The organism is Enterobacter cloacae complex sp. P40C2, from assembly GCF_014930695.1.
In the GTDB taxonomy this organism is placed as follows: Bacteria; Pseudomonadota; Gammaproteobacteria; order Enterobacterales; family Enterobacteriaceae; genus Enterobacter; species Enterobacter pasteurii.
Genome location: NZ_JADBRP010000015.1, coordinates 1 through 23,888, shown reverse-complemented (window position 1 = coordinate 23,888; position 23,888 = coordinate 1). Strand labels below are relative to the sequence as shown.

29 protein-coding genes are annotated in these 23,888 nt (G+C 57.1%); 22 read left to right on the top strand and 7 right to left on the bottom strand.

Going from position 1 to position 23,888, the window contains the following annotated elements; genetic code table 11:
- Positions 1–27: 27 nt before the first annotated feature.
- Complete coding sequence (crp, locus tag IM304_RS20130) at positions 28–660, bottom strand: cAMP-activated global transcriptional regulator CRP (RefSeq protein ID WP_000242758.1); 633 nt, start codon at positions 658–660, stop codon at positions 28–30.
- A 310-nt stretch (positions 661–970) separates the two neighbouring features.
- Here crp and IM304_RS20125 point away from each other — a divergent pair, with 310 nt between their 5' ends.
- Positions 971–1,375, top strand: a complete 405-nt coding sequence (locus tag IM304_RS20125; protein WP_032644551.1) for an OsmC family protein — start codon at positions 971–973, stop codon at positions 1,373–1,375.
- Positions 1,376–1,439: 64 nt separating this feature from the next.
- Here IM304_RS20125 and IM304_RS20120 read toward each other — a convergent pair whose 3' ends face one another.
- The 3 genes from IM304_RS20120 to IM304_RS20110 are packed head-to-tail and all read right to left on the bottom strand — an operon-like array spanning position 1,440 to position 3,577.
- Positions 1,440–2,309: a phosphoribulokinase gene (locus IM304_RS20120; protein ID WP_063449489.1), complete on the bottom strand. Its 870-nt coding sequence runs from the start codon at positions 2,307–2,309 to the stop codon at positions 1,440–1,442.
- A gap of 30 nt (positions 2,310–2,339) precedes the next feature.
- Positions 2,340–2,558 (bottom strand): YheU family protein, encoded by a 219-nt coding sequence (locus IM304_RS20115; protein WP_003861664.1) that lies wholly within the window; start codon positions 2,556–2,558, stop codon positions 2,340–2,342.
- Positions 2,555–3,577, bottom strand: coding sequence for a hydrolase (locus IM304_RS20110; RefSeq protein ID WP_148422592.1), 1,023 nt, complete (start codon positions 3,575–3,577; stop codon positions 2,555–2,557). Before IM304_RS20110 ends, IM304_RS20115 begins: the two co-directional genes overlap by 4 nt.
- 228 nt (positions 3,578–3,805) lie before the next feature.
- Between IM304_RS20110 and mdcA the strand changes: the two genes are divergently transcribed.
- The 8 genes from mdcA to mdcH all read left to right on the top strand — a co-directional run bounded on the left by mdcA (position 3,806) and on the right by mdcH (position 10,852).
- Positions 3,806–5,461: a malonate decarboxylase subunit alpha gene (mdcA, locus tag IM304_RS20105; protein ID WP_023298766.1), complete on the top strand. Its 1,656-nt coding sequence runs from the start codon at positions 3,806–3,808 to the stop codon at positions 5,459–5,461.
- Positions 5,461–6,318: a triphosphoribosyl-dephospho-CoA synthase gene (locus tag IM304_RS20100; protein WP_148422593.1), complete on the top strand. Its 858-nt coding sequence runs from the start codon at positions 5,461–5,463 to the stop codon at positions 6,316–6,318. Before mdcA ends, IM304_RS20100 begins: the two co-directional genes overlap by 1 nt.
- Before the next feature lie 9 nt (positions 6,319–6,327).
- Entirely contained in the window at positions 6,328–6,627 is a 300-nt protein-coding gene (gene mdcC, locus IM304_RS20095; RefSeq protein ID WP_042286285.1) for a malonate decarboxylase acyl carrier protein, read from the top strand.
- Complete coding sequence (locus IM304_RS20090) at positions 6,620–7,453, top strand: biotin-independent malonate decarboxylase subunit beta (RefSeq protein WP_148422594.1); 834 nt, start codon at positions 6,620–6,622, stop codon at positions 7,451–7,453. The genes mdcC and IM304_RS20090 overlap by 8 nt, the downstream gene beginning before the upstream one ends.
- The gene (mdcE, locus tag IM304_RS20085) at positions 7,453–8,253 is read left to right on the top strand and encodes a biotin-independent malonate decarboxylase subunit gamma (RefSeq protein WP_193356553.1); all 801 of its coding nucleotides are present in this window, start codon (positions 7,453–7,455) and stop codon (positions 8,251–8,253) included. The genes IM304_RS20090 and mdcE overlap by 1 nt, the downstream gene beginning before the upstream one ends.
- 123 nt (positions 8,254–8,376) lie before the next feature.
- Positions 8,377–9,336, top strand: coding sequence for an AEC family transporter (locus IM304_RS20080; RefSeq protein WP_193356521.1), 960 nt, complete (start codon positions 8,377–8,379; stop codon positions 9,334–9,336).
- A 2-nt stretch (positions 9,337–9,338) separates the two neighbouring features.
- Entirely contained in the window at positions 9,339–9,956 is a 618-nt protein-coding gene (locus IM304_RS20075; protein WP_193356520.1) for a malonate decarboxylase holo-ACP synthase, read from the top strand.
- Entirely contained in the window at positions 9,956–10,852 is an 897-nt protein-coding gene (mdcH, locus tag IM304_RS20070) for a malonate decarboxylase subunit epsilon (protein WP_193356519.1), read from the top strand. The genes IM304_RS20075 and mdcH overlap by 1 nt, the downstream gene beginning before the upstream one ends.
- Positions 10,853–10,886: 34 nt before the next feature.
- Here the strand turns inward: mdcH and IM304_RS20065 are convergent, their stop codons facing one another.
- Positions 10,887–11,819, bottom strand: a complete 933-nt coding sequence (locus tag IM304_RS20065) for a LysR substrate-binding domain-containing protein (protein ID WP_193356518.1) — start codon at positions 11,817–11,819, stop codon at positions 10,887–10,889.
- 15 nt (positions 11,820–11,834) lie between these two features.
- Positions 11,835–13,739: an ABC transporter ATP-binding protein gene (locus tag IM304_RS20060; protein WP_193356517.1), complete on the bottom strand. Its 1,905-nt coding sequence runs from the start codon at positions 13,737–13,739 to the stop codon at positions 11,835–11,837.
- A gap of 132 nt (positions 13,740–13,871) precedes the next feature.
- Between IM304_RS20060 and kefG the strand changes: the two genes are divergently transcribed.
- From kefG to slyD, 4 genes are all read left to right on the top strand, one after another.
- Entirely contained in the window at positions 13,872–14,423 is a 552-nt protein-coding gene (gene kefG / locus IM304_RS20055) for a glutathione-regulated potassium-efflux system ancillary protein KefG (RefSeq protein WP_176609337.1), read from the top strand.
- Entirely contained in the window at positions 14,423–16,228 is a 1,806-nt protein-coding gene (gene kefB / locus IM304_RS20050; protein WP_193356516.1) for a glutathione-regulated potassium-efflux system protein KefB, read from the top strand. The genes kefG and kefB overlap by 1 nt, the downstream gene beginning before the upstream one ends.
- Before the next feature lie 13 nt (positions 16,229–16,241).
- Positions 16,242–16,442 carry a YheV family putative zinc ribbon protein gene (locus IM304_RS20045; RefSeq protein WP_003861689.1) on the top strand — a complete coding sequence of 67 codons (201 nt, stop codon included), beginning with the start codon at positions 16,242–16,244 and terminating at the stop codon, positions 16,440–16,442.
- Between the two features lie 94 nt (positions 16,443–16,536).
- Entirely contained in the window at positions 16,537–17,121 is a 585-nt protein-coding gene (slyD, locus tag IM304_RS20040) for a peptidylprolyl isomerase (protein WP_148422602.1), read from the top strand.
- Positions 17,122–17,172: 51 nt separating this feature from the next.
- On the opposite strand, the gene IM304_RS20035 is transcribed toward slyD, so the two are convergent.
- Positions 17,173–17,391 (bottom strand): protein SlyX, encoded by a 219-nt coding sequence (locus IM304_RS20035; protein WP_148422610.1) that lies wholly within the window; start codon positions 17,389–17,391, stop codon positions 17,173–17,175.
- A 240-nt stretch (positions 17,392–17,631) separates the two neighbouring features.
- Here IM304_RS20035 and fkpA point away from each other — a divergent pair, with 240 nt between their 5' ends.
- The 9 genes from fkpA to IM304_RS19990 form a co-directional block, all read left to right on the top strand.
- Positions 17,632–18,450, top strand: a complete 819-nt coding sequence (fkpA, locus tag IM304_RS20030; protein ID WP_148422603.1) for an FKBP-type peptidyl-prolyl cis-trans isomerase — start codon at positions 17,632–17,634, stop codon at positions 18,448–18,450.
- Positions 18,451–18,617: 167 nt separating this feature from the next.
- Complete coding sequence (locus IM304_RS20025; protein ID WP_148422604.1) at positions 18,618–19,340, top strand: transcriptional regulator; 723 nt, start codon at positions 18,618–18,620, stop codon at positions 19,338–19,340.
- A complete protein-coding gene (gene tusD, locus IM304_RS20020; protein ID WP_148422605.1) occupies positions 19,340–19,726 on the top strand; it encodes a sulfurtransferase complex subunit TusD in 387 nt (128 codons plus the stop codon). The genes IM304_RS20025 and tusD overlap by 1 nt, the downstream gene beginning before the upstream one ends.
- A complete protein-coding gene (tusC, locus tag IM304_RS20015) occupies positions 19,726–20,085 on the top strand; it encodes a sulfurtransferase complex subunit TusC (RefSeq protein ID WP_193356515.1) in 360 nt (119 codons plus the stop codon). Before tusD ends, tusC begins: the two co-directional genes overlap by 1 nt.
- A gap of 7 nt (positions 20,086–20,092) precedes the next feature.
- Positions 20,093–20,380 (top strand): sulfurtransferase complex subunit TusB, encoded by a 288-nt coding sequence (tusB, locus tag IM304_RS20010; RefSeq protein WP_193356514.1) that lies wholly within the window; start codon positions 20,093–20,095, stop codon positions 20,378–20,380.
- A 124-nt stretch (positions 20,381–20,504) separates the two neighbouring features.
- A complete protein-coding gene (rpsL, locus tag IM304_RS20005) occupies positions 20,505–20,879 on the top strand; it encodes a 30S ribosomal protein S12 (protein WP_000246815.1) in 375 nt (124 codons plus the stop codon).
- Positions 20,880–20,975: 96 nt separating this feature from the next.
- Positions 20,976–21,446, top strand: coding sequence for a 30S ribosomal protein S7 (rpsG, locus tag IM304_RS20000; protein WP_003861706.1), 471 nt, complete (start codon positions 20,976–20,978; stop codon positions 21,444–21,446).
- 96 nt (positions 21,447–21,542) lie between these two features.
- Positions 21,543–23,657 carry an elongation factor G gene (fusA, locus tag IM304_RS19995; RefSeq protein ID WP_063942157.1) on the top strand — a complete coding sequence of 705 codons (2,115 nt, stop codon included), beginning with the start codon at positions 21,543–21,545 and terminating at the stop codon, positions 23,655–23,657.
- Positions 23,658–23,726: 69 nt separating this feature from the next.
- A partial coding sequence (locus IM304_RS19990; RefSeq protein ID WP_001445782.1) for a GTP-binding protein occupies positions 23,727–23,888 on the top strand: 162 nt, incomplete at its 3' end.

The window sequence follows — 23,888 nt, the reverse complement described above, 5'->3', positions numbered from 1 at the left end:
CTGCGGCGGCACGCCGTTTGGCCGGAATTAACGGGTTCCGTAGACCACGATAGTTTTACCGTGGGCAGAGATCAGGTTCTGATCTTCCAGCATCTTCAGGATACGGCCCACTGTTTCACGGGAACAACCGACGATCTGACCAATTTCCTGACGGGTAATTTTAATTTGCATGCCGTCAGGGTGGGTCATGGCGTCTGGCTGTTTCGCCAGGTTCAGCAGGGTCTGCGCGATACGGCCGGTCACGTCCAGGAAGGCCAGGTTGCCTACCTTCTCAGAGGTCACCTGCAGACGGCGCGCCATCTGGGAAGAAAGACGCATCAGGATGTCAGGGTTAACCTGAATCAGCTGACGGAATTTCTTGTAAGAAATTTCAGCCACTTCACATGCTGTTTTTGCACGAACCCAGGCGCTACGTTCCTGGCCTTCTTCAAACAGGCCCAGTTCACCGATAAAATCGCCCTGGTTCAGATAAGAAAGGATCATCTCTTTCCCTTCTTCATCTTTGATCAGCACGGCCACCGAGCCTTTAACGATGTAATACAACGTTTCCGCTTTTTCACCCTGGTGAATCAGCGTGCTCTTTGATGGGTACTTATGAATGTGGCAATGAGACAAGAACCATTCGAGAGTCGGGTCTGTTTGCGGTTTGCCAAGCACCATGCGCTGTTATCCTCTGTTATAAGCTGTCACCAGAGTCATAAGATGCATCCGGACTCTGGGGTTGCAATCGAATTCTTACCCATACCTGGGAAGTCGGCTGTCGTAACGTTTCGCAGCCAGTAAAGTTTGATGTCCTCTGCATACATGTGTAACGTCAATGTATTACTGTAGCATCCAGAGTGTTTTAGCATAGCTTTCGCCGCGTGTCTCCTGGTGTCTCGCTTCAGCATGACGCAGGTCGCCTTCCGTTGCGAGAAATGTAACGTACACGTAATCTGTCATAAAAAATGCAACGTTGGAGTGAGTGAATATGCAAGCGCGCGTGAAATGGGTTGAAGGGTTAACGTTCCTGGGCGAGTCCGCTTCCGGGCATCAGATTTTGATGGATGGCAATTCCGGCGATAAAGCCCCAAGCCCTATGGAAATGGTGCTGATGGCCGCGGGTGGATGCAGCGCTATCGACGTGGTGTCGATCCTGCAAAAAGGCCGTCATGACGTGACCGATTGTGAAGTGAAGCTGACGTCAGAACGTCGTGAAGAGGCGCCACGCCTGTTTACGCACATCAATCTGCACTTTGTGGTCACCGGTAAAGCGCTGAAGGACGCGGCGGTGTCCCGCGCGGTGGACCTCTCCGCGGAGAAGTACTGCTCGGTGGCGTTAATGCTCGAGAAAGCGGTAAACATCACGCATTCGTATGAGGTGATCGAGGCGTGAGTGAGGGGGCATCTGCGTGTTGATGCCCTCACCCTAACCCTCTCCCGCAGGAGAGGGGATATGATTATGCGATCTGCTTCCCTTCCATCAACCGCTGTACCAGCGGCGTCATGATCAGCTCCATCGCCAGCCCCATTTTTCCGCCCGGCACCACTAACGTATTCATATGCGAAATAAATGAACCCTGCAGCATCGCCAGCAGCCACGGGTAGTCGATGCCTTCCAGATTGCGGAAGTGGATCACCACGAAGCTCTCGTCCAGCGACGGAATGCTTTTTGCGGCGAACGGGTTTGAGGTGTCTACGGTAGGGACGCGCTGGAAGTTAATATGGGTTCGGGAAAACTGTGGCGTCAGGAAGTTGATGTAATCTTCCATGGAACGTACCACCGAGTCCATCACCGCCTCGCGAGAGTGCCCGCGCTCGCTGATGTCACGCGTCAGCTTCTGGATCCATTCAAGGTTAACAATCGGCACCACGCCCACCAGCAAATCCACATGGCGCGCCACGTCGTGCTGTGGCGTGACCACGCCGCCGTGCAATCCTTCATAAAACAGCACGTCAGTCGGTTCCGGGAGGGGCTGCCAGGGCGTGAACGTGCCCGGCACCTGATTCCAGGGCACGGCTTCATCGTAGGTGTGCAGATACTTGCGGGACTGTCCGGTACCGCTCTGCCCGTATTCACGAAAGGTTTGCTCCAGCAGGCCGAAGTCGTTGGCCTCCGGTCCGAAGTAGCTAATGTGTTTACCCAGATCGCGCGCCTTGCGGATGGCCATGTCCATCTCCGGGCGCGTGTAGCGGTGAAAGCTGTCGCCTTCCACCTCTGCCGCCCGTAAATTCAGCTGTGCGAAGATCTTGCGAAAGGCGAGGCTGGTGGTGGTGGTTCCCGCCCCGCTCGAACCCGTAACGGCAATAACCGGATGTCTGGCAGACATAGCAACTCCCTGACTGGAAAGGTTTAAAGATCAGCCATGAAACGCGTTGCGGGGCATAATATTGACCGTCTCATGCAGTTCGGACCATACCAGCACCACGTCGCCGCTCTTAAGCTGGCGCTTAACATCGTTGACCTTTTGTTCAAGCGAACGTTCATGTTCACCATAATCGGTGCCTTCGCGCAAGACAAAGCTTTCAATCAGGTTATCGAGCGTTTCGGGAGAGAGATCCTGCCAGGGAATAATCATTTTTTACCGTCCAGATAGGCCGTTAACCAGTCGGGTATACGCGTCTCAAGCCACATTTTTGGCCGACGCAGCGTGCCGCCAACAAAGCCCACGTGGCCGCCAAACTCGGTGAGCTGATACTCCACGTTATCCGGCAGATAGTCAGGGGCGGGGATCGAGTGATGATCCATAAACGGGTCATCTTTGGCGTGGATAATCAGCGTGGGTTTCGTGATTTGATTCAGCAAAGGCATGGCGCTGCACTGACGGTAATAGTCAATTGCATCGGCAAACCCGTGGATCTTTGAGGTGATCAAATCATCAAACTCGCGCAGGCGCTTCACGCGTTTGAGCTGTTGCAGCGTGACGGGCAGCGTGTCCGGATAGGCCTTCAGCTTGCGCGCGGCGTTAGCCTTCAGCAGGTTGAGCAGATACCGCTGATAGACCCGCGAAAACCCCTTTTCCATATGATAGCTGCACTGCTCCAGCATAAACGGCGCGGAGACAATAACCGCCGCGTCCAGCGGCACCGCGTCGCTCTCCTTCGCCAGCAGGCAGGCCAGCATATTACCCCCCAGCGAATACCCCACCGCCGCCGTAGGCGCCGCGCCAAAATTGTCTCTCAGCCAGTGCAGGAACCAGGTGCCGTCCTCGGTTTCACCCGAGTGATAAATGCGTTTTTGCCGATTTGGCTCGCCGCTGCATCCGCGAAAGTGCATCACCACCCCAAGCCAGCCGCGGGCCTTTGCCGCCTCGATGAGGCCGTGCGCGTAAGGGCTGTGCAGGCTGCCCTCCAGACCGTGAAACACCACGAGACGGGGTTTATGCCTGGCCTGCTCTGGCGCTTCGCTCCAGGCGAGATCCAAAAAGTCACCGTCCGGCAGGTCAATGCGCTGCCAGTGGGGGTTGAACTGCACCTTGCGGCGGATCAGGCGCGGGAGCATGGTTTGCAGGTGGGGGTTAGCCACACCGCGCATGGGCACGAACTCGGCGCTCTCTTCGGCTGCAATGTCGAAGTCTGAGGGAATGATTTGGGTCATAAGGGCGATGCTGATTCTTGTCAGAAATTAACTATACCTTCCGAATTGTACCCCGTTTAGCCCGTTTTTCCGAAACATGAACTGATCCCGATCACATTTCCTTACCTTGTTTATTACTCTCAAGCTAATGATTCACTCCTACGCTTAATTGATGCCTTTATCACCAGAGCGCACACTTTACTCAACGTTAAGCAAATCAGAATGATGTGCTGAATCAGGAGGTTAATAATGTTATCTGGGCAAACACCCACCCGGCAATGGAACACCCGACGCAGCGAGAAAGCGCGTCGTCTGGCATCCGTACCGGTGCAGGGCAAGGTACTGCCAACCGGCGATCTTGTCGCCATGCTGGAAAAACTGATCGCACCAGGCGACAAAGTCGTTCTGGAAGGCAATAACCAGAAGCAGGCGGATTTTCTTTCCCGTTCACTGGCTGAAGTGAACCCGCAAATTGTTCACGACCTGCATATGATCATGCCGAGCGTCGGGCGCAGCGAACATCTGGATATCTTTGAGAAAGGCATCGCCCGCAAGCTGGACTTTTCCTTCTCCGGTACGCAAAGCCTGCGCATTTCGCAGCTGCTGGAAGATGGCCAGCTCGAAATCGGTGCGATTCACACCTACATCGAACTTTACTCACGCCTCTACGTCGACCTTTCGCCAAACGTGGCGCTGATTGCCGGGTTTAAAGCGGACCGTAAAGGTAACCTCTACACCGGGGCGAGTACCGAAGATACCCCGGCGCTGGTGGAAGCCGCCGCGTTCCACGACGGCATCGTTATCGCACAGGTAAACGAGCTGGTGGACGACGAGTGCGACCTGCCGCGCGTCGATATTCCGGGCTCGTGGATCGATTACGTGGTGGTGGCGGACAAGCCGTTCTTCATTGAGCCGCTCTTCACCCGCGACCCGCGCCTGATTAAACAGGAACACATCCTGATGGCGATGATGGCGATCAAAGGCATCTACGCTGAACACCAGGTGCAGTCCCTCAACCACGGGATTGGCTTTAACACCGCGGCGATTGAGCTGCTGCTGCCCACCTACGGCGAACAGCTCGGCCTGAAGGGCAAAATCTGTAAACACTGGACCCTGAACCCGCATCCGACGCTGATCCCGGCAATCGAAAGCGGCTGGGTGGAGAGCGTGCACTGCTTCGGCGGCGAGCTGGGGATGGAAGAGTACATCCGCGCCCGTCCGGACGTGTTCTTTACCGGTGCCGACGGCTCCATGCGGTCTAACCGCGCCTTCTGCCAGCTGGCAGGCCAGTACGCGGTAGATATGTTTATCGGCTCTACGCTGCAGGTTGATGGCTACGCTAACTCCTCAACCGTCACCCGCGGTCGCCTCTCCGGCTTCGGCGGCGCGCCAAACATGGGCCACGATCCGCACGGTCGCCGCCACGCCACGCCGGCCTGGCTGAACATGATCACCGAGCCTGACCCAATGCAGCGCGGTAAAAAACTGGTCGTGCAGATGGTGGAAACCTTCCAGGCAGGCGTGAAGCCAACCTTCGTGGAAAAACTCGACGCCGTTGACGTCGCGAAAGCCTCCGGCATGCCGCTGGCGCCGGTCATGATTTACGGCGATGACGTTACCCACGTGCTGACGGAAGAGGGGATTGCTTACCTCTACCGGGCGAAAGATCTGGAAGAGCGTCGCGCCATGGTCGCCGCCGTGGCGGGCATCACCGATATCGGTCTGGGCGTGGATGCCAAACGCGTGGCGGAACTGCGCCAGAGCGGCAAAGTGGTCTATCCGGAAGATATGGGTATTCGCCGCACCGATGCCACCCGCTCTCTGCTGGCGGCGGGCAGCGTGGCCGACCTCGTTGAGTGGTCCGGCGGCCTGTACAACCCACCTGCGAAATTCCGGAGCTGGTAATGAAACTTCTGCCCCGGATCCAGGTTGAAGGCGGTGCCGAATGGCTGGCGCGAACCGCCACGCAGTGTCTGATTGACGAAGCACGTTTAAGCCCGAAACCCGGTCTGGTGGACAGTCGGGGGAACGGCGCGCACCACGATTTATCGCTTGCGCTGATGGAGCGCTCCGCGCACAGCCTGACTCCCACGTTTCAGGCGCTGGCGCAGCAAAGCTGGCAGCGTCCGGCGGATATTGCCCTCCGGCAAACCGTTGGGCGCCTGGGGCGCGACGGCGAGCGGCAGATGATGGCCGCTACCGACGGCGTAAACACCCACCGTGGCGCGATCTGGGCGCTGGGGCTGCTGGTGAGCGCGGTGGCGATGCTGGGCGGTGATGCCAGCGCGCAGGCCGTCGCTAACACCGCCGCCCGGCTGGCAAAACTCCCGGACGATGCGGCACCGAAGGTGTTCAGCAAGGGGTTACGCGCCACGCACCGCTACCGCGTACCCGGCGCGCGTGAAGAGGCGCAGCAGGCGTTTCCGCACATCATGCAGCGCGCGCTGCCGCAGCTTCGCCTGAGCCGCCTTAACGGCAGTAGCGAAACAAACGCCAGGCTCGACGCGCTGATGGCAATCATGACCTCGCTCACCGATACCTGCGTGCTGTCGCGCGCCGGAATGGAGGGGCTGGACGCCATGCAGAACGGCGCCCGGGCGGTGCTGAACGCCGGAGGATGCGCAACGCTCGCGGGGCAGCAGGCGCTGGCGCAGTTAGACCGCCAGATGCTGACGCTTAACGCCTCACCGGGCGGCGCCGCAGACCTGCTTGCGGCCACGCTGTTTCTCGATCGCGTCGAAACGCCATATTCAAAGCATTAAGAGGATGTTATGGAAAAAATTACATTGACCGTGCCCGCCCGCCGCGAAGTAAGCGGCAGGGCGCTGGCAGGCGTCGTCGGCTCCGGGGATATGGAGGTGCTCTTCACCGCCGAACCGGGCCAGACCTTGACCGTTGATATCACCACCTCCGTCGACAACAGCCGCGGACGCTGGGAGGCGTTGTTCAGCCGCCTGGAAACCGTCAGCAGCCTGCCCGCAGGCAAACTGACCATCCACGACTTCGGCGCGACGCCGGGCGTGGCGCGCATTCGTATTGAACAGGTGTTTGAAGGGGTGAGCCATGCGTGATGACAGCAGCTTTATCGAATTAAAAGCGCGCCAGCGTGCGCAGGCGCTGCTCGACGAGGGCAGCTACCGCGAACTGCTGGATCCGTTTGAAGGCATTATCTCTCCGTGGCTTGGGCCACAGGGGATTGTTCCGCAGGCCGATGACGGCATGGTGGTCGCGAAAGGGACCATCAACGGCCAGCCAGCGGTAGTCGTGGCGATTGAAGGTACCTTCCAGGGCGGCAGCATGGGCGAAGTTTCCGGCGCCAAAATGGCGGCGGCGCTGGAGCTGGCGGCGGAAGATAACCGCAACGGCATTCCAACGCAGGCGGTACTGTGCCTCGAAACCGGCGGCGTGCGCCTGCAGGAAGCGAACCTTGGCCTGGCGGCGATTGCCGATATCCACGCCGCGATCGTTGACCTGCGTCGTTATACCCCGGTCGTCGGGATTGTGGCCGGAACCGTGGGCTGCTTCGGCGGGATGTCTATCGCCGCGGCGCTGTGCAGCTACCTGATTGTGACCCGCGAAGCGCGTCTCGGCCTCAACGGCCCGCAGGTTATCGAGCAGGAAGCGGGCATTGAAGAGTACGACTCCCGCGACCGGCCGTTTATCTGGAGCATGACCGGCGGCGAAGTGCGCTATGAAAGCGGGCTGGTGGACGCGCTGGTAGGCGACGGCGTGAACGCGGTGAAAGCCGCGATGAACGAGGCCATCGCGAAAGGCGTACCGGCGAAGCATCGCACCGATAACTATGACGATTACCTGAACCGTCTGACGAATTTCGACACCCGCAAACAGGCCGATGCCGAACAGATTAAAGCGCTTTTTGCCCGGGAGGTGAAATGATGAATAACGCAATAAGCCGTGGCGAACGCTGGCTGGAAACCCTCGCTCCGAACGCCAAACGTATTGAGGGGCTGTGCCCGTCCGTGCAGGCGGCAGACGGCGAGCTGAACGGTGAAACGGTGCGTTTTGTCGCCGTGGTGCCGGATGCCAACAACCACTTCCCGCGCGCGGCGAAAGGGGAAGTAGGTCTGCTGGAAGGCTGGACGCTGGCAAAAGCGGTTAGCGAAACCGTAGCCGCTGACGCTGATAAAGCCGTTAAGCGCCCGATTGTGGCGGTGATCGACGTCCCAAGCCAGGCCTATGGCCGTCGCGAAGAGGCGTTTGGTATCCACCAGGCGCTCGCGGGAGCCGCGGCCGCCTACGCCAACGCGCGTCTGGCGGGTCATCCGGTGATTGGTCTTATCGTCGGTAAGGCAATGTCCGGCGCGTTTCTGGCGCACGGCTACCAGGCTAACCGTCTGATTGCCTTTAACGATAAAGGCGTGCTGATCCACGCGATGGGCAAAGAGTCTGCGGCGCGCATTACGCTGCGTACCGTCGACGCGCTGGAAAAACTGGCGGCAACCATTCCGCCAATGGCGTACGACATCAGCAACTACGCCACGCTGGGGCTGCTTTCCGACCTGCTGGATATCAGCAACCCGGATGCCCCATCCGATAACGATCTGACGCTGGTGAAAACCACCCTGCAACAGGCCATCAGTGACGCTCGTCAGGACACCACGCTGAAAAGCCGTCTGGGTGCTGACAACCGCCGCAGCTCGGCGCTCGTACGCGAACGTATGCGAGCCAGCTGGTAAGTAAAAAGAGACCTGCCAGATGCACCACCCCGTGGGCGCGCCCGCTGCGCCCGCGTGGGTGCCTGCATCCTGAAAATAATAAACATCGCGTCAGTGCTTAAACTTTTTTACTACAGGTGATTTATGACTTACGTAATTGTTCATGCTCTTGCACCGATTTTCGTCATCATGCTGCTGGGATTCTGGGCCGGTAAGGCAAAGATGGTCGATAACAAAAATGTTTCCCTGCTGAATATTTTCGTCATGGATTTTGCGCTTCCGGCCGCGCTGTTTAGCGCCACCGTGCAAACCCCGTGGACCGGCATCGTGGCGCAGTCGCCGCTGATCCTGGTGCTGACGCTGGCGATGTGGATCACCTATGCGGCTATCTACTTCCTCGCGACGAAAGTATTTAAAAAATCCCCGCAGGATGCGGCCGTGCTGACGCTCACCGTCGCGCTGCCAAACTATGCGGCGCTTGGCCTGCCGATTCTGGGCAGCGTGCTGGGCGAAAGTTCTTCCACCTCACTGTCCGTGGCGGTCTCTATCGCCTGCGGTTCCGTGCTGATGACCCCGTTCTGCCTGCTTATTCTGGAGCGTGAAAAAGCGCGCGCCGAGGGCAATAGCTCCGGTTCAACGCTCTCCATGCTGCCGGTGCTGATGTGGCGCTCCATTAAAAAACCGATCGTGATGGGCCCGCTGCTGGGTGTGATCCTGTCCGCTATCGGCATCAAAATGCCGGAACTGGTGCTGGCGGCAATTAAACCGCTGGGGCTGTCCGCGACCGCGGCGGCGCTGTTCCTGACCGGCGTGATCCTCTCTGCCCGTAAGCTCCAGATCAACACCATGGTGATCACCTCCACCTTCGCCAAGCTGCTGATCCAGCCGGCGATTGCCTGGGGTATCGTTTTAATCTTCGGTCTGCACGGCTCCGTGGCGATCACCGCTATCCTGATGATTGCGCTGTCCGCGGGCTTCTTCGGCGTGGTGTTCGGTAACCGCTTTGGCGTGCAGTCGCCGGATGCAGAAGCCGTGCTGCTGTTAAGCTCCGTACTGTGTATCCTGTCGCTGCCGCTGTTTATCTCGCTGACTTCAGGAATGTAATTATGACCACAACATTACGCCCCCACGACCTCATCTGGCTTACCTCGCGCGACGCGCTGGAAGGTATTACCGAATCCTGGGTTGAATCTGCCTGGCATGCAGGCCTGCCGGTGGTGGTGCGGCGTGATGTTGATAACGACGGCCGTATTCCCGTTGGCGTGCGCGGACTGCGCCGCGACCAGCGGGCGGCCGGATGGGTGAAGCCCGGGAACGTGCTGCGCGTGGTTTCACCTGAAGACCTGTGCACCACCGCCGATCTGCTGCGTTCGCCGTTTGTAACCCAGCCGCCGGTACAGGTGGCGCTTCAGCTTGCTCAGCAGTCGTGGCCGTGGACGTGGGGCATTACCGGCAGCACCGGCTACGCGCTGGCGACCGGTATTCCGGTGATCCATGCCGACAGCGATCTCGACCTGCTGATCCGCGCTCCGCATGCCGTTTCCCCTGACGCTTTTGCTGGCTGGCAGCTTCAGCTCGGCCGCGCGCTGTGCCGGGCGGATACGCAGGTGGATACGCCGGAAGGCGGATTCGCGCTGGCGGAGTGGCTGCGCGACGGTAAAACGCTGCTGAAAACCCGCCGTGGGCCACGCCTGGTGGCAGATCCATGGCGCAGGGAGGAGTGATGAAAATACTGTTTACCTTTCCGGGCCAGGGCACGCAGCATGAAGGTATGCTGCAAAACCTGCCGGGAACGGAGCTGGAACAGGCTCGTGACGTGCTGGGTGCGGAAGTCGATACGCTGGACAGCGCAGCCTCGTTAACCCACACCCGCGCGGTGCAGCTTTCGCTGTTAATTGCCGGCGTGTCGTGGGCGCGCGAGCTGGAGCGACGCGGCGTGTCGCCTGACATCGTTAGCGGTTTATCGATTGGCGCTTATCCCGCGGCGGTGGTGGCGGGCGCGCTGGAATTTACGGACGCGCTGAAGCTGGTGGCGCTGCGCGGCGATCTGATGGAACAGGCCTGGCCGCACGGCTACGGCCTGACGGCAATCATGGGCTTAACCCTGCCGCAGGTGGAACAGCTTATCGAGGGTAGCGGAACGTACATTGCCAACCTGAATGCCGAAACGCAGATCGTCATTGCCGGATCCGATGAAGGGATGGCGCAGGTGGCAAAACGCGCCCTGGAAAAGGGCGCGAGCAAAGCGAAGCGGCTGGCCGTTAGCGTGCCGTCGCACTGCGAGCTTCTGGCGGAGCCGGCGCAGAAGCTGGTGGCGGCGTTTAGCTCGGTCACGCTTTCACGCCCGCGCTGCGCGTACCTGAGCGGCAGCACGGGGCGCGTGCTCTGGCAGCCGGAAAGCATTGCCGACGATCTGGCGATGAACATGGCGCGCACCGTGCGCTGGCAGGAAGCGGTGATTTCGGCTAACGAGCGTGACGCAAGGCTGGCGATTGAAATGCCTCCCGGCGGCGTGCTGACCTGCCTGACGCGACAGGCTTCGTGGGAAGGGGAGTCAATTTCGCTGGAGCGCAGCGGCGTGGACGTGGCGGTGCATCTGGCGGGACGGCTTCAGCGGTAAGTTTTTGCCCGGCAAAGCGCGGCCGGGCAATACGTCACGCATCCTCCTGCAGGCTGCGCGCATACATCCGCCCCTCGGCGGCTAATGCCCGCAGGCTCGGATCCTGCTCGCGGTTGCGGGCAAAGACGATCGCGATCAGCTGCTGCATCTGGTACGGCTGCGCCAGCTTCAGCAGCTGCACCGAATTTTCGTACACCTTCTTCATCCTGCCCGGCATCAGCGTAAAGCCAACCCCCGCCTGCACCAGGCTCAGCATCGAAAAGATGTCGTTCACGCGCGTCACAATCTCCGGTTCGAATCCGGCGATATGAAACGCCTCCTGAAACCCCGCATACGTGGCAAACCCTTCCGCGAGGGCAACAAACTTGCGGTCTTTATAGTCGCGCAGATCGGCGGGGCCGCTGGTATCGAGCGTGACAGAGGCAGGCGCGGCAAGGAAAATATCGTCGTGGAACAGGGGCAGCACTTCGAGGCTGTTGCGGTCGATATCGCTCTCGGAGATGGAGATTAAAATGGCGTCCAGCGTGCCGTCGTCCAGCATGTGCAGCAACGTTTCGTTGGAGCCCATGGTCAGATCCATTTCCAGATCCGGACGGCGCAGCTTCATGCCCATTATCAGGCGCGGTACGGTTTCCAGCGTCAGCGAGTAGAGCGTGCCGACGCGTAACCGGCCCTGACCGATGCCGGCGACCTTGCGCGACTCTTCCAGCCCGCGCTCCATCACCTGCATTACTTCCTGGCAATACTCCAGCAGCGTCCACGCCGAGGGAAGGGCAATCAGGTTACGCCCTTTGTGGGTAAAGAGCGGGCAGCGGACATTCTCTTCCAGGGTATGCAGCGCCCGGTGTACGCTGACGCCGCTCAGGCCCAGCGTTTCGGCGGTACGCGCGATATTGCCCTTCTCCATAAACGTCATGAAGATGCTGAGCTTGCGGAATGTAATCTCGCTCGTGGTATCGAAACGCATAACCCTCCCGGCGTGTTAGTCGGCCTGCAGCATGGCTTCCAGCTGTTCCTGCGCGTCCAGCCAGGCCATCTCACACGCTTCGAGGCTGGATTTGGCTTTCGCCTGGGTTTGCAGACAGTCGGTCAGCTCGGCTTTACGGCTCTGGTCATACAGTTCGCTGTCGCCCAGCTTCTCTTCAACGGTAGCGAGCGTGGCGTTGAGCTTTTCCATCTCTTTTTCGAGACGGGCAATCTCTTTACGCAGCGGCTGAGTCTGGGTGCGCAGCTCGGCCTCGCGGCGCTTCTGGTCTTTACGCGCCTGGGCGCTGTTGGCGTTGTCTTTCGCCGCTTCTTCCGGCTGGTTTTCCTGCTTCTGCACGTCCGTCAGCCACTGCTGGTAATCCTCCAGATCGCCGTCAAACGGCTCCACCTTGCCGCCGTGTACCAGATAGAGATCGTCGGTGGTGGAGCGGATCAGGTGGCGATCGTGCGAAACGACAACCAGCGCGCCTTCGAACTCAATCAGCGCTTCGGTTAGCGCCTGACGCATGTCGAGATCCAGGTGGTTTGTAGGTTCATCGAGCAGCAGCAGGTTCGGGCGCTGCCAGACGATCAGCGCCAGCACCAGGCGGGCTTTTTCACCGCCGGAGAAACGCGCGGTATTTTCGGTGACCTTATCCCCCTGGAAGCCGAAGCCGCCAAGGTAGTCGCGCAGCTTTTGCTCCATCTCCTGCGGCGCCAGGCGCGCCAGGTGCTGAATGGGAGATTCATCGGCGCGTAAAAATTCCAGCTGATGCTGGGCGAAGTAGCCAAGCTTGATGCCCTTCGCCAGCCCGATTTCGCCGCTGACCGGGTTAAGCTCGCCCGCCAGCAGTTTGATGAGCGTTGATTTACCGGCGCCGTTGCGCCCCAGCAGGCCGATACGCGAGCCCGGTACCAGGTTGAGCTTGATGGAGTCGAGAATAATGCGATCGCCATAGCCCGCGCTCACTTTTTCCATCTTCAGCAGCGGGTTCGGCAGGCTCTCCGGCTCGCGGAAGCTGAAGTGGAACGGGTTATCCACGTGCGCCGGTGCGATCATCTCCATGCGTTCCAGCATCTTGATGCGGCTCTGGGCCTGCTTGGCTTTAGAGGCTTTGGCCTTGAAGCGATCCACAAAGCTCTGCAGGTGCGCCACGCGCTGCTGCTGGCTTTCATACATCGCCTGCTGCTGGGCGAGGCGCGTCGCGCGCTGGCGCTCGAACGAGCTGTAGTTACCGGTGTACTCGAACATGCTTTGCTGTTCGATATGAATGATTTTATCCACCACCGGGTCGAGGAAGTCGCGGTCGTGGGAGATCAGAATCAGAGTGCCCTGATAGCTCTTAAGCCACTTCTCCAGCCAAATAACCGCATCGAGATCGAGGTGGTTGGTCGGTTCATCGAGCAGCAGCAGGTCAGAGCGGCAGATCAGCGCCTGCGCCAGGTTAAGGCGCATACGCCAGCCCCCCGAGAAGTCGCTGACCGGGCGCTCAAGCTGTTCGTTGCTGAAGCCCAGACCGTGCAGCAGGCTGGAGGCACGGGAGCGAATGGTCCAGGCGTCGATGGCGTCGAGCTTGCCGTGGACGGTCGCGATGGCGTGACCGTCGTTGCGCTCGTTGGCGGCGTTGAGCTCCGCCTCCAGCCTGCGGTATTCGCGGTCGCCGTCGATAACATAGTCGAGCGCGGGCTCGCTCAGCGCGGGCGTCTCCTGGTTCACCCAGGCGAGCTGCCAGTTGCCCGGGAAGGTAAAGTTCCCGCCATCCGCGCTTATCTCGTTTTTCAGCAGCGCCAGCAGGGTGGATTTACCGCAGCCGTTTTTGCCGACCAGCCCAACTTTCTGGCCCGGGTTGATGGTAGCAGTCGCGTTATCCAGCAGGACGCGCACGCCGCGACGAATTTGTAACGAGGAGAAAACAATCATAGAAGCGCCGTATGTTCCGACTATGTTAATTTGTCATTATGATAATGTAAGGTGTGGGCCATTTTCCCCACCGGGCCGCCATGGTAGCCCAAAACGACAACAATACACAAAAACAGAACCGGGAGGGGAGTGATGTCTCAGACAGCGAAAGTGCTGCTGCTGTATGCCCATCCGGAATCACAGGACTCGGTGGCGAACCGGGTACTGCTTAAGCCGGCCACACAGCTCAGCAACGTAACGGTGCACGATCTCTACGCGCACTATCCAGATTTCTTTATCGACATTCCTTACGAGCAGGAGCTGCTGCGTCAGCATGACGTCATCGTGTTCCAGCATCCGCTTTATACCTATAGCTGTCCGGCGCTGATGAAAGAGTGGCTGGACCGCGTGCTGAGCCGGGGCTTTTCCAGCGGGGTGGGAGGCAACCAGCTGGCGGGAAAGTACTGGCGGAGCGTCATTACCACCGGTGAGCCGGAGAGCGCTTACCGCCATGACGGGCTGAACCGTTATCCCATGAGCGATATCCTGCGGCCGTTCGAGCTGACGGCAGCGATGTGCCGCATGCACTGGATGAGCCCGATTATCGTCTACTGGGCGCGGCGGCAGGATCCGAAGGCGCTGGCGAGCCACGCCAGAGCCTATGGCGAATGGCTGGCATCACCGATTCCGGCGGGAGGACGTTAATGGACGGTTCGAATTTACTCCTTGCCGGCGTGCTGTTTTTATTTGCCGCGGTTGTCGCGGTACCGCTTGCCGCAAGGCTTGGCATTGGCGCGGTGCTGGGCTACCTGCTGGCGGGGATTGCGATAGGCCCCTGGGGGCTTGGCTTTATCAGCGATGTGGATGAAATTCTCCACTTCTCCGAACTGGGCGTGGTATTCCTGATGTTCATCATCGGGCTTGAGCTGAACCCCGCTAAGCTGTGGCAGCTGCGGCAATCCATTTTCGGCGTCGGGGCGGCGCAGGTATTGCTCAGCGCCGCCATTCTTGCGGGCCTGCTGATGCTGACGCAGTTTTCCTGGCAGGCCGCGGCGATTGGCGGGATAGGGCTTGCGATGTCGTCCACGGCGATGGCGCTACAGCTGATGCGCGATAAGGGAATGAACCGCAACGAGGCGGGGCAGCTGGGCTTTTCGGTGCTGCTGTTTCAGGATTTAGCGGTGATCCCGGCGCTGGCGCTGGTGCCGCTGCTGGCAGGCTCCGGGGACGATCATTTCGACTGGATGAAAATCTCCATGAAGGTGCTGGCCTTCGCGGGCATGCTGATCGGCGGACGGTTTTTACTGCGTCCGGTGTTCCGCTTTATTGCCGCATCCGGCGTGCGCGAGGTATTTACCGCCGCAACGCTGCTGCTGGTGCTCGGCTCGGCGCTGTTTATGGATGCGCTGGGCCTGTCGATGGCGCTCGGTACGTTTATCGCCGGGGTGTTGCTTGCGGAAAGCGAGTACCGGCACGAGCTGGAGACGGCCATCGATCCGTTCAAGGGGCTGCTGCTAGGGCTGTTCTTTATTTCGGTGGGCATGGCGCTCAACCTTGGCGTGCTCTATACCCATCTTCTGTGGGTAGTGATGAGCGTGGCGGTGCTGGTGGCGGTGAAAGCGCTGGTGCTGTATGTCCTGGCGAGGATTTATGGCCTGCGCAGTTCGGAAAGAATGCAGTTTGCCAGCGTGTTAAGCCAGGGCGGAGAGTTTGCGTATGTGCTCTTTTCTACCGCGTCGTCACAAAAGCTGTTCAAGGATGACCAGATGGCGCTGCTGCTTGTGACGGTGACCCTGTCGATGATGACCACGCCGCTGCTGATGAAGCTGGTGGACAAACTGCTGTCGCGCCGCCTGAACCCGGCAGACGATGAAGGCGAAGCGCCGTGGGTAGAAGACGATAAGCCGCAGGTGATCGTCGTGGGTTTTGGCCGCTTCGGGCAGGTGATCGGGCGACTGCTGATGGCGAACAAAATGCGCATCACGGTGCTGGAGCGCGATATCAGCGCGGTCAACCTGATGCGCAAATATGGCTATAAGGTGTACTACGGCGACGCGACGCAGCTTGAACTGCTGCGCTCGGCGGGCGCGGAGGCCGCGGAGTCTATCGTCATCACCTGTAACGACCCGGAAGACACGATGAAGCTGGTGGAGCTGTGCCAGCAGCATTTCCCGCATCTGCATATTCTGGCGCGGGCCCGCGGACGTGTTGAAGCTCACGAACTTTTACAGGCAGGTGTGAAACACTTCTCCCGTGAAACCTTCTCCAGCGCGCTGGAGCTGGGTCGTAAGGCGCTTATCTCGCTAGGGATGCATCCTCACCAGGCGCAACGCGCCCAGATGCATTTCCGCCGGCTGGATATGCGAATGCTGCGTGAACTGATGCCTGTGCACAGCGATACGGCGCAGATCTCCCGCGTGCGGGAAGCGCGCCGCGAACTGGAGGAGATCTTCCAGCGCGAGATGCAGCAGGAACGACGCCAGCTCGACGGCTGGGATGAATTTGAATAAAGGGTAACGAAAGATGGCTGTACGTAAACGCTTTATCGCGGGCGCAAAATGTCCGTCCTGCCAGGCACAGGATACGCTGGCCATGTGGCGCGAAAATAATATCGATATAGTTGAATGCGTTAAGTGCGGACACCAGATGCGTGAGGCCGACAAAGAAGCCCGCGATCACGTTCGCAAAGAAGAGCAAGTGATCGGCATTTTTCATCCAGACTAGCGATATGCTCTGAGTTTTTTTAAGCTTAAGGGTACACGGGTGCAGATTTCCGCTACAATCTGCGCCAGCAATTTTCCCACGCTCAGGAGATATCATGAAAGTAGCAAAAGACCTGGTGGTCAGCCTGGCCTATCAGGTACGTACAGAAGACGGTGTGTTGGTTGATGAGTCTCCGGTGAGTGCGCCGCTGGACTACCTGCATGGTCACGGTTCCCTGATTTCCGGCCTGGAAACTGCGCTGGAAGGTCATGAAGTTGGCGACAAATTTGACGTAGCTGTGGGCGCGAACGACGCTTACGGCCAGTATGATGACAACCTGGTTCAGCGCGTTCCTAAAGACGTGTTCATGGGCGTTGACGAGCTGCAGGTTGGCATGCGCTTCCTGGCTGAAACCGACCAGGGTCCGGTTCCGGTTGAAATCACTGAAGTTGAAGACGACCACGTTGTGGTTGACGGCAACCACATGCTGGCTGGCCAGAACCTGAAGTTCAACGTAGAAGTTGTTGCCATCCGCGAAGCAACCGAAGAAGAGCTGGCTCACGGCCACGTTCACGGTGCGCACGGTCACGACCACGATCACGAACACGGCCACGATGGCTGCTGCGGTGGTCACGGCCACGACCATGGTCACGACCACGGTAAAGGTGGTTGCGGTAACGGCGGCTGCGGTTGCCACTAATTCCGTAAGACGGAAAATAAAAAAGCGGGATAATCCCGCTTTTTTTACGCCTCAATAGTGAGGTGGTGGCGTCTCTTCAGACTGTGAGGCAATGTTCGACGGCTGCGTCGCCTTCAGCTTTTCCGTCAGCAGGCGCATATGATCCCGCAGTTTTGCCATTTCAAGCTCATGTGCCGTCACGGTCTGGTTCAGCTCTTCGATGGTGATGTCCTGAAAAGCCAGGCGGCTTTCCAGCTCAGCCAGTCTCGCTTCCATCATTGTATCCTTCATCATTCACCTCGTTCATCTCTCAGGGGCCATCAAGGGGGCCTGCGGCGGCGAAGTTTAGCTGACTTTTCCCTTAAGTACAGTATCCATCTCCCTGACAAGAAACTTATTTAAACAAAAATAGTCTGAAAAGAAGAGACATTCGGGGGAGTCTGTCTGTAGATTTCTTCCACAACGTTTTATAGTACGTCACTCATTTACGTTTAACACTGGGGTGAGAGACCTCAGGTCCTGGAGATATGGATGAAATCACTGTTTAAAGTTACGCTGCTGGCGACCACCATGGCTGTAGCGCTCAACGCGCCGCTGTCTTTCGCTGCTGATACTGCTGCGAAGCCTGCTGCGACTACAGACAGCAAAGCGGCATTCAAAAATGACGACCAGAAATCCGCCTACGCACTGGGCGCGTCTCTGGGTCGCTACATGGAAAACTCTCTGAAAGAACAAGAGAAGCTGGGCATCAAACTGGACAAAAACCAGCTGATCGCAGGTGTTCAGGATGCGTTCGCAGACAAGAGCAAACTGTCTGACCAGGAAATCGAGCAGACTCTGCAGGCGTTTGAAGCGCGCGTGAAAGGCGCCGCTCAGACCAAGATGGAAGCTGACGCTAAAGAAAATGAAGCGAAAGGCAAAGCCTACCGCGATACGTTTGCTAAAGAGAAAGGCGTTAAAACCTCCTCTACTGGCCTGATCTATAAAGTTGAGAAAGAAGGTACCGGTAGCGCGCCTAAAGACAGCGACACCGTTGTCGTTAACTACAAAGGTACGCTGATCGACGGTAAGGAGTTCGACAACTCCTACACGCGCGGTGAGCCTCTCTCCTTCCGTCTGGACGGTGTGATCCCGGGCTGGACTGAAGGCCTGAAGAACATCAAGAAAGGCGGTAAAATCAAGCTGGTTATCCCACCGGATCTGGCTTACGGCAAAACGGGCGTTCCGGGGATCCCGGCTAACTCCACGCTGGTATTTGATGTAGAACTGCTGGACATCAAACCGGCACCGAAAGCGGATGCGAAAACAGACGCACCGGCTGACGACAAAGCCGCAGCAGCGAAGAAGTAATGCTGAAAAAAACCGCCGCCTTTCAGGCGGCGGTTTTTTTTATTGTGGGGCAGATATAATTAACACTGGAAAGCGTTATACACGCTGTATTAATTTAGTTGTCCGTGTAGATAATGAGCCTGCCCTGAAAACCTAACGACAGGCTCCTGAAAAGGAGTGTTTTTTTCATGTCCAGGTCGCTTTTAACCAACGAAACCAGTGAACTTGATTTGCTGGATCAACGTCCATTTGACCAGACCGACTTCGATATTCTGAAATCCTACGAAGCGGTAGTGGACGGGTTAGCGATGCTCATTGGTTCCCACTGCGAAATCGTATTGCATTCCCTGCAAGATCTTAAGTGTTCCGCTATCCGCATTGCGAATGGTGAGCACACTGGCCGTAAAATTGGTTCGCCAATCACCGACCTTGCATTGCGTATGTTGCATGACATGACCGGCGCGGACAGCAGCGTCTCAAAATGCTATTTCACCCGCGCCAAAAGCGGCGTGCTGATGAAGTCTGAAACTATCGCAATCCGTAACCGCGATCAGCGGGTTATCGGCCTGCTGTGCATCAACATGAACCTTGATGTGCCATTCTCCCAAATCATGAGTACCTTCGTTCCGCCAGAAACGCCGGACGTAGGCTCGTCGGTGAACTTTGCTTCTTCTGTTGAAGACCTTGTGACCCAGACGCTGGAGTTCACCATCGAAGAGGTGAATGCCGATCGCAACGTATCCAACAACGCCAAGAATCGTCAGATCGTGCTGAATCTCTATGAGAAAGGGATTTTTGATATCAAAGATGCCATCAACCAGGTGGCCGATCGTCTTAACATCTCTAAGCACACGGTTTACCTCTATATTCGCCAGTTCAAAAGCGGCGACTTCCTGGGGCAAGAGAAGTAATGCGTTTTGCGTTAATGGTGACGGGCCCGGCGTACGGCACCCAGCAGGCCAGCAGCGCGCTCCAGTTTGCCCATGCCCTGCTTGAGGCCGGTCATGAACTGGCAAGCGTCTTTTTCTATCGTGAAGGGGTCTATAACGCGAACCAGTTTACGTCTCCGGCGAGCGATGAGTTTGACCTTGTGCGCGCCTGGCAAAAATTAAACGAGACGCAGGGTGTTGAGCTGCACATCTGCGTGGCGGCGGCACTGCGGCGCGGCGTAGCGGATGCGGCCGAAGCCGAACGCCTCGGTCTGTCGGGGGCTAACCTGCAGCCGGGCTTTTCGCTCAGCGGCTTAGGCGCCTTAGCACAGGCTGCGCTGACCTGCGACAGGGTGGTACAATTCTGATGAAGCGCGTAGCGTTTGTTTTTACTTCTGCGCCGCATGGCAGCGCGTCAGGTCGGGAAGGGCTGGATGCATTGCTCGCGACGTCGGCATTGACGGAAGATATCGGCGTGTTCTTTTTGGGCGATGGCGTATTCCAGCTTCTGGCGGGTCAACAACCGCAGGCTATTCTTGCGCGCGATTACATCGCGACGTTTAAAGTGCTGCCGCTCTATGACATTGAAACCTTCTACGTGTGCGCCGACTCGCTGGCGGCGCGGGGGTTAAACGAGAAAACGGCATTCGTGCTGGACGTGACGATCCTTGCATCTGCCACGCTGCGCGAACATCTCTCTCACTACGATACCGTTCTGACTTTCTGAGGCTGTCATGCTCCATACCCTGAGCCGTTCACCGTGGCAATGCGATATCGACACCTTACTAAGCATGCTGTGCGAAGGCGACGATCTGCTGCTGATTCAGGACGGCGTGCTGGCGGCGCTTGAGGGCAGCCGTTTTGTTGAAATCCTCAGTAATGCCCCCATAACAGTCTCTGCGCTGAAGGACGATCTGGCTGCGCGGGGTCTTTCTGGTCAAATTTCAGCCAAAATTGACGTGGTTGGCTATACTGATTTCGTCAATCTTACTGTGACGCACGCCAGTCAAATGAACTGGTGATTTGAGATCGCTGTATATTTCTTGACACCTTTTCGACGTAGCCCTAAAATTTCGCGTCCTCATATTGTATGAGGTCGTTTTATTACGTGTTTACGAAGCAAAAGCTAAAACCAGGAGCTATTTAATGGCAACAGTTAACCAGCTGGTACGCAAACCACGTGCACGCAAAGTTGCAAAAAGCAACGTGCCTGCGCTGGAAGCCTGCCCGCAGAAACGTGGTGTATGTACTCGTGTATATACCACCACTCCTAAAAAACCAAACTCCGCACTGCGTAAAGTATGCCGTGTGCGTTTGACTAACGGTTTCGAAGTGACTTCCTACATCGGTGGTGAAGGTCACAACCTGCAGGAGCACTCCGTGATCCTGATCCGTGGCGGTCGTGTTAAAGACCTTCCGGGTGTTCGTTACCACACTGTTCGTGGTGCGCTGGACTGCTCAGGTGTTAAAGACCGTAAGCAGGCTCGCTCCAAGTACGGCGTGAAGCGTCCTAAGGCTTAATGGTTCTCCGTTAAGTAAGGCCAAACTGATTTATCTTAATGTCAAACTAAACTCGTAGAGTTTTGGACAATCCTGAATTAACAACGGAGTAATCCCATGCCACGTCGTCGCGTCATTGGTCAGCGTAAAATTCTTCCAGATCCGAAATTCGGATCAGAACTGCTGGCAAAATTTGTAAATATCCTGATGGTAGATGGTAAAAAATCTACTGCAGAAGCAATCGTATACAGCGCGCTGGAGACCCTGGCTCAGCGTTCTGGTAAAAATGAACTGGAAGCTTTCGAAGTCGCTCTCGACAACGTGCGCCCGACTGTAGAAGTTAAGTCTCGCCGCGTTGGTGGTTCTACTTATCAGGTTCCAGTTGAAGTTCGTCCGGTTCGTCGTAATGCTCTGGCAATGCGTTGGATCGTTGAAGCTGCTCGTAAACGCGGTGATAAATCCATGGCTCTGCGTCTGGCGAACGAACTTTCTGATGCTGCAGAAAACAAAGGTACTGCAGTTAAGAAACGTGAAGACGTTCACCGTATGGCAGAAGCCAACAAGGCGTTCGCACACTACCGTTGGTAATCCCTTCGGAGTCGTAGTCACCAGGCGGGCGCTTCAGAGAAGCCGCCCGCTCTGGGTAACTTAACTGAACGCCTAAAGATATAAACGAGGAATCAAATGGCTCGTACAACACCCATCGCACGCTACCGTAACATCGGTATCAGTGCGCACATCGACGCCGGTAAAACCACTACTACCGAACGTATTCTGTTCTACACCGGTGTAAACCATAAAATCGGTGAAGTTCATGACGGCGCAGCCACCATGGACTGGATGGAACAGGAGCAGGAGCGTGGTATTACTATCACCTCCGCAGCGACTACTGCATTCTGGTCAGGTATGGCTAAGCAGTACGAACCGCATCGCGTAAACATCATCGACACCCCAGGGCACGTTGACTTCACCATCGAAGTAGAACGTTCCATGCGTGTTCTTGACGGCGCGGTAATGGTTTATTGCGCAGTTGGTGGTGTTCAGCCACAGTCTGAAACCGTATGGCGTCAGGCAAACAAATATAAAGTTCCACGCATCGCGTTCGTTAACAAAATGGACCGTATGGGTGCTAACTTCCTGAAAGTTGTTGGTCAGATCAAAACCCGTCTGGGCGCGAACCCTGTTCCGCTGCAGCTGGCAATTGGTGCTGAAGAAGGCTTCACCGGCGTTATCGACCTGGTGAAAATGAAAGCCATCAACTGGAACGAAGCAGATGCAGGCGTTACCTTCGAATACGAAGATATCCCGGCTGAGATGCAGGACCTGGCTGACGAATGGCACCAGAACCTGATCGAATCCGCGGCTGAAGCATCTGAAGAGCTGATGGAAAAATACCTGGGTGGTGAAGAACTGTCTGAGCAAGAGATCAAATCTGCTCTGCGTCAGCGCGTTCTGAACAACGAAATCATCCTGGTAACCTGTGGTTCTGCGTTCAAGAACAAAGGTGTTCAGGCGATGCTGGATGCGGTAGTTGACTACCTGCCATCCCCGGTTGACGTTCCTGCGATCAACGGCATCCTGGACGACGGTAAAGATACTCCGGCTGAGCGTCACGCAAGCGACGACGAGCCATTCTCTGCACTGGCGTTCAAAATTGCTACCGACCCATTCGTGGGTAACCTGACCTTCTTCCGCGTTTACTCTGGTGTGGTTAACTCCGGTGACACCATCCTGAACTCCGTGAAAGCGGCGCGTGAACGTTTTGGCCGTATCGTACAGATGCACGCTAACAAACGTGAAGAGATCAAAGAAGTTCGTGCTGGCGACATCGCTGCAGCTATCGGTCTGAAAGACGTGACCACTGGTGACACCCTGTGTGACCCGGATCACCCGATCATTCTGGAGCGTATGGAATTCCCTGAGCCGGTAATCTCCATCGCGGTTGAACCAAAAACCAAAGCTGACCAGGAAAAAATGGGTCTGGCTCTGGGCCGTCTGGCGAAAGAAGACCCATCATTCCGCGTATGGACTGATGAAGAATCTAACCAGACCATCATCGCCGGTATGGGTGAACTGCACCTGGACATCATCGTTGACCGTATGAAGCGTGAATTCAACGTTGAAGCGAACGTGGGTAAACCTCAGGTTGCTTACCGCGAAGCGATTCGCGCGAAAGTTACCGATGTTGAAGGTAAACACGCTAAGCAGTCTGGTGGTCGCGGTCAGTACGGTCACGTTGTGATCGACATGTACCCACTGGAGCCGGGCTCTAACCCTAAAGGTTACGAGTTCATCAACGACATCAAAGGTGGTGTAATTCCTGGCGAATACATCCCTGCCGTTGATAAAGGTATCCAGGAGCAGCTGAAAGCTGGTCCTCTGGCTGGTTACCCGGTTGTAGACATGGGTATTCGTCTGCACTTCGGTTCTTACCACGACGTTGACTCCTCTGAACTGGCGTTTAAACTGGCTGCGTCTATTGCCTTTAAAGAAGGCTTTAAGAAAGCAAAACCAGTTCTGCTTGAGCCAATCATGAAGGTTGAAGTAGAAACTCCTGAAGAGAACACCGGTGACGTTATCGGTGACTTGAGCCGTCGTCGCGGTATGCTGCGTGGTCAGGAATCCGAAGTAACTGGCGTTAAGATCCACGCTGAAGTTCCGCTGTCTGAAATGTTCGGATATGCAACTCAGCTGCGTTCTCTGACCAAAGGTCGTGCATCATACACTATGGAATTCCTGAAGTATGATGATGCGCCGAACAACGTTGCTCAGGCCGTTATCGAAGCCCGTGGTAAGTAATCCACAGGATTAAAACCTAAGTCCCGTGCTCTCTCCGAAGGGGAGAGCACTATAGTAAGGAATATAGCCGTGTCTAAAGAAAAATTTGAACGTACAAAACCGCACGTCAACGTTGGTACTATCGGCCACGTTGACCATGGTAAAACCACCCTGACTGCTGCAATCACTACCGTACTGGCTAAAACCTACGGCGGTGCTGCTCGTGCTTTCGACCAGATCGATAACGCACCA